This window comes from Shewanella sp. 5_MG-2023 (assembly GCF_030547465.1).
Taxonomy (GTDB): domain Bacteria; phylum Pseudomonadota; class Gammaproteobacteria; order Enterobacterales; family Shewanellaceae; genus Shewanella.
On the sequence record NZ_JAUORC010000051.1, the window covers coordinates 1 to 6,623 of the forward strand.

1 protein-coding gene is annotated in these 6,623 nt (G+C 44.8%); it reads right to left on the reverse strand.

The window, feature by feature from the left end:
- The coding region (locus Q4557_RS19355) for a tandem-95 repeat protein (protein WP_303414932.1) at positions 1–6,623 on the reverse strand (6,623 nt) is incomplete at both ends.

Sequence of the window (6,623 nt, forward strand, 5' to 3'; positions counted from 1 at the left end):
ATGGTGACATCCAGGCTGATTTCGCCGTTGAAGTTCTCATTTGGCGAGAAGGTCACTGAGCCATCTTGGTTTTGAACCAGGATACCGTCAGTACCAGAGTAAGACACTGAGTCTAGGCTGACGGTGCCATCCACATCGCTTGAGTTCGCTAATAGCTGCTCAGCGCTAATGGTGATTTGGCCGTCTTCGTTGACTGTGTATGAGGTTGAACCCGCTACCGGTGCATCATTAATATCAGTTACTGTAATATCGATATTAGCGCCAACGGTTTCTTTTCCATCAGTGACCGAGAAGCTAAGTTCAACTTGACCATTAAAGTTCTCATTTGGCGCAAAACTATATGTTCCATCGCCATTATCAGTGAATACACCTTCGGTACCACTGTATTCAACACCACTAACGGATAAGTCGTCTCCATCGATGTCTGTTGCGCCCGTGAGCAATTGCTCATCAGTGAAGATTAAGGTTCCATCTTCTTCGACAGTGTAAGCTTGATCTTCCACTCCTACTGTTGTGTCATTTATAGGGTTAATAGTCAGATCAATGTTGGCTTGAACTGTGGTTCCACCGTCATAGACATCAAAGCTTATATCCATTTCACCATGGAAGTTTGCATCAGGAGTCAGGGTAAATGAACCATCGTCGTTTTCTGTGATAGTAACGTTGTTACCGCCAGTTAGATTTCCAGCAGTTAAGTCATCACCGTCTACATCACTGGCATTGGCTAACAATTGCTCTTGAGACAGGGTAATACTGCCGTCTTCATCAACACTGTAAGCCAGATCACCCGAAACGGGTGCATCATTCACCGCAATGACTTCAATGCCTGCTGTGGTTTGCGCCACTGCCCCATCATCATCGATGACTGAGATATCGAGGCTAATATCACCATTGAAGTTCTCGTTTGGCGAGAAGGTCACTGAGCCGTCCGAGTTTTGAACCAGAATACCGTCGGTGCCTGAGTAGCTCACGCTATCTAAACTAACGCTACCATCAACATCACTAGAGTTTGCCAGTAACTGCTCAGGGCTAATGGTGATTTGGCCATCTTCGTTGACTGTGTATGAAGTTGAACCCGCTACCGGTGCATCGTTAACATCGGCAACAGCGATACCAATGTTAGCTGGGGTCACTTCAGTTCCATCGCTTACCCCATATTCAAGTTGCACATCACCATTAAAGTTTTCATTTGGCGCGAAGCTATGGGTACCATCACCGTTGTCGGTGAGCACACCATCGGTACCTGTGTAACTCACATCGGCGATAGTTAAATTATCACCTTCAATGTCGGTGGCACCAACAAGCAGTTGCTCATCGGTAATGATGATCACGCCGTCTTCGTTCATGCTAAAGCTTTGATCTTGCGCTAGAGCAGCATCATTAACAGGGTTAACACTTAGATTTAATTCAGTGGAGACGATTTGATCGCCATCACTGACATCAAAGCTAAACGATACTTCACCGTTGAAGTCCGCATCAGGGGTAACTGTGTATGTTCCATCACCATTGTCGACCAATGTGACATTGTCATCATCAGAGCTGACATTAACGGCAACTAAATCATCACCATCAAGATCGGTCGCATTCGCTAATAAATCAGCTTGAGTAATAGTGATTGAGCCATCTTCATCAACCTGTGCGGTAACTGCATCAGAATCAGGTGCATGGTCAACTTCAAAGTTTATCGTTTGAACAGTACTAGATTGATCGTCATTTGACAGTTCAGTGGCTGTTGCGATGATCTCTAACGATGCTGAACCGGTGTAATCCTCAGGGAAGGTAACTGCAAGGTTTTGATCCAACACAGTGGTTGGGATAACAACGCTGCCATCTTCACCAACAACAATTTCACCTTGGAAAATTTGGCTATTTGTTTCACCAACATCAATGGTAAATGTGAAGTCATCAAAATCTTGATCTCCGCCGCCAAAGAGATCTTCAACACCGTAAACAATATCGCCATCTTCATTCAGTGTGGTTCTCGTATGCTCTATGCCATCTTCGTTAAGATTGCTATTGCTGCCACCATGGAAAATCGCATCACCAAATTGACTTAAAATCGGCGTTTCGACGCCATCTTCACTAATGTGAACCAATTGCGGGTCGACTGAGTCGATAGTCGCAGGGTTACCATCGGCATCGCGGAACTCAAATGTACCGTCCTGCATATTCTCAAAGTCATTACGATTGAAACCATTTGGGATCACAAATAGATTGAAGCTTTCACCCGCCTCGACATCAAACGTGAAGGATGATTCACCTGGGATTAATTCACCGCCAGAGCCCACTTCAGAAGCATTTTCAAAACCAATTTGTACCCCTGTAATATTACCTTCTTCATCAACGGTATAGTAACCCGCCGTATTTTGATATCCGGCAGTTTCGCCCTGGAACGTCACGGTAATATCGGTATTGTCGTAACTGGTAATACCGCTGCTTTGTTCGTCAAACAGCGCTTCGCCGTCATAGGTCAGTACTGAACCTTCTGGTAAACCATTTACTTCAACCGTAAGGGTTTCAGAAAGGTCTTGATCCACTAGACTTGCATCAATATTAAGTTGCGTGGTTGAACCGGGCTCTACCACAATCACTTCATCAGTGACGACATCGCCATCACCCGTTGTTACTGTTAAGTCAGGAGCATCAGCAACGGCTTCGATGGCAACACCAATACTTTGTGATACCTCATCTGTGCCATCTGACACACTAAAATCGACCTCAATATTGCCACTAAAATGTTCATTCGGAGTGAAGCTGTAAGTACCGTCGCCATTATTCGTCAATGTACCTTCATCTGCGCTGTAAGATACATCAGTAATACTAAGCTCATCACCTTCGATATCTGTCGCTTGTGCCAATAATTGCTCTTCTGTGAAGATTAATGTTCCATCTTCTTGAATTGCAAAATTAAGCGGCTGCACTTCAGGCGCGTCATTAATTGGATTAACTGTCAGAGTCAGCTCTGTAGGTGTGTCAGTTTCACCGTCCGAAACATCATAACTAAAGACAATATCGCCATTAAAATCAGCAGAAGGCGTAACGCTAAAGGTACCGTCGCCATTATCGACAACGGTCGCATTTGGATCGTTAGTTTGTAAACCATCGGCTCTTAAGAAATCACCATCTTGATCTGATGCATTTTCAAGTAGCATTTCTTGAGTAACTAAAATTGTGCCATCTTCGTCTACAGAAGCAACAATAGGCCCAGCTTCAGGGACATCATTTACAAACTCAACATTAAGACTAATATCGGCCGAAACCACATCAGTGCCGTCACTGACATCAAAGCTCAAGCTGGCGGTACCGCTGTATTCCGCTTGTGGGGTTAGCGTATAAGTCCCATCGCCATTATCAATGACTTCAACGTTTGGATCTTGCGATGTGACATTAACAACAGATAACTCATCGCCTTCTATATCCGTTGCTTGAGCCAGTAACTGCTCGGTAGTAACCGTTATAGCTTCATCTTCCATGGTATTAAATGAAAGATCAGGAACATCTGGAGCATCATTAACTGGCGTAACCGTTAGATCTAATTCAGTGGCAACCGTTTCAATACCATCAGTCACATCGTATGTAAATTGGATGTCACCATTGAAATCTTCACTTGGGGTGATCGTAAAGCTGCCATTGTCATTTTGTACGACAGTCGCATTTTCATCGTTGGTAACAAGATTGGTTGCGGCCAGAGAATCACCATCGACATCACTGGCATTGGCGAGTAATTCTTCTTGAGATAGGGTAATACTGCCGTCTTCATCCACAGTTACCGCAACTGGGCCAGAGACTTCAGGGCCTTCGTTGTATTCTTCAACGGTAATATTTAATGAACTAGGAGCAGATGCTTGGCCATCACTAACCTCGAATGACAAAGACACATTGCCGGTAAATCCTTCTGCTGGCGTGAAGCTAAAGGTATTGTCACCGTTGTCGACCAAAGTACCATCCAGCTGATTGGTCAGCACTAAATCTTCAATATGAAGAATATCGCCATCAACATCACTTGCACCTGACAATAAGCTAGATGCATTAATGGTCATGGTGCCATCATTGAGCATTTGTAAATCTAATGGCGCCCCTGCAACAGGGACATCATTAACAGGGATAACAGTTAAATCAATATTATTGGTTGTAACATCTTGACCATCACTAATGCCATAACTTAAGTCGACGTCACCATTGAAATTTTCGTTGGGAACAAAGGTGTAACTACCATCGTCATTGGTAATTAACTCACCGGCATTACCGCTGTAACTCACATCTTGAATAGATAAATCATCACCTTCAATGTCAGATGCATTCGCAAGTAAATCAGCATCAGTGAAGCTAATAGAGTTGTCTTCTTCAGTGCTAAGGACTATTGGTCCAGATGCAATTGGTGCATCATTGACCTCAGCAAAGTTGATATGGATAGTATTGTCATCAACTAACTCACCATCAGTCACTTGATAAGTTAGGTCAATATCCCCCGAGAAATTCTCATCTGGGGTAAGGGTCCAAGTGCCATCACCATTGTCGGTTAGCGTTGCATTCTCATCGTTTAACTCAAGATTAATGATATCGAGATTTTCACTATCAATATCAGAAGCTTGTGCAAGCAACTGCTCCTCGGTTATCACAATAGAAGCAAAACCATCTGCCCCTTCTGAACTTGTCACAACAGGAAGCTCTGCAGATAAATCGATATCTTGATCACCAGCGTGAAGGTTCAGCTCAATTGTTTCTGTTACTTCAGTGCCATCTACGGCAATCGATGTAAAGACCACATCATCAGGTAACGTCTGCGATACAGACATATTCTGCACCACATAAGTGCCGTTACCTTCAATTGTGCCTAACTCAAATCGTGCTACGGGTTCATCCGTGGTAAGGGTATACGTATGCTCGAAACTACTATTATCATCTTTATGATAAGTTTGTGAGTCGATGAGGTTACCATCGGCATCAAAAGCCCTAATTTCTACTTCAGTGAAGTTTTTAGATCCTTCAACAAACCAACCACCTAAGCCATCTAGTTCGAAGCTGATTTCATTAATATCTTGACCTTCAACATTAATAACTAGCTGCTCATCACCACTTAAACCTTGTCTATCGGTATCGCCAATACCATGGCCAATATGAGTATTACCATTCCAAGCGCCTAACGGCCCATCTGTACTCTGGGTGGTAACCACTAAGTCGCCATCAGTAAATTCACGGGTATGTGAATCTATTTCTGTGCCCCAATCATCAACTGTCGCATTATCATCGAAGGTACCGATTTGACTGGTATGAGTAGAATCAGTAACTGCGGTTTCATCAGCAACAAAGCGTACTTCAGTATCAGGCGCGAATTCTTGTCCTACCTCTAACGTCACCCATTCATCATTGATATTGGCTTGTACAATACCAAACTCAGGTTGTGCATCGAGGCGAATAGCAGGCTCTTCACGAAGACTAACGCCAACGGTTTGATCTTCTTCTGCTTGAATATAAATATCGGCACCCGCAATCGGTGCATCGTTGACTGGGTTAACGGTTAAATCAACACCGGTGGCCACTGTGGTGGTGCCATCTGAGACATCAAAGCTTAAGTCTAAGTCGCCATTAAAGTCGGCATCTGGGGTAATGGTGAAGCTGCCATCGTCATTCGCCACAACTGTTGCGTTACCAGCAACGCTAAGCCCTTCAGCGGTTAAATCATCACCGTCTACATCAGATGCATTGGCAAGTAATTGTTCTTGGCTGAGAGTAATGGTGCCATCTTCATCGACATTGTAAGCCAGGTTACCATCAACCACTGGCACGTCATTGACCGCGAGTGTGGTGATGCCTGCGGTGGTTTCAGCGGTCGCGCCGTCATCATCGATAACCACCACATCAAGACTGATTTCGCCGTTGAAGTTCTCATTAGGGAAGAAAGTGACCGAGCCATCAAGATTATTCGTTAATATGCCGTCAGTACCAGAGTAAGACACTGAGTCTAGGCTGACGGTGCCATCCACATCGCTTGAGTTCGCTAATAGCTGCTCAGCGCTAATGGTGATTTGGCCGTCTTCGTTGACTGTGTATGAGGTTGAACCCGCAACCGGTGCATCGTTGACATCCGTAACCGCGATGTCGATGTTAGCTGGTGTGGTTACCGTACCATCGCTTACACCGAAATCGAGCTGTAAATCACCATTGAAGTTTTCATTTGGCGCAAAGCTATGGGTACCATCACCGTTGTCGGTAAGCACACCGTCAGTGCCGCTGTACGTCACCGTATCAACAGATAGGTTATCACCATCGATGTCGCTCGCATTCGCCAGCAGCTGCTCATCGGTAATGATGATAATGCCGTCTTCATTCATGGTGAATTCAACATCTGGGGCAACCGCGGCGTCGTTAACGGGGTTAACTGTGAGGTCAACGCCTGTCGCCACGGTAGTCGTGCCATCAGAGACATCAAAGCGTAAGTCTAAGTCGCCATTAAAGTCGGCATCTGGGGTAATCGTGAAGCTGCCATCTGGGTTAGCGACGACGGTGGCGTTATCCCCTACTGATAGGTTTTCAGCAGTTAATGTGTCGCCATCAACATCGGTTGCATTCGCCAGCAGTTGTTCTTGGCTTAGGGTAATTGAGCCATCTTCGTCCACTGAGTA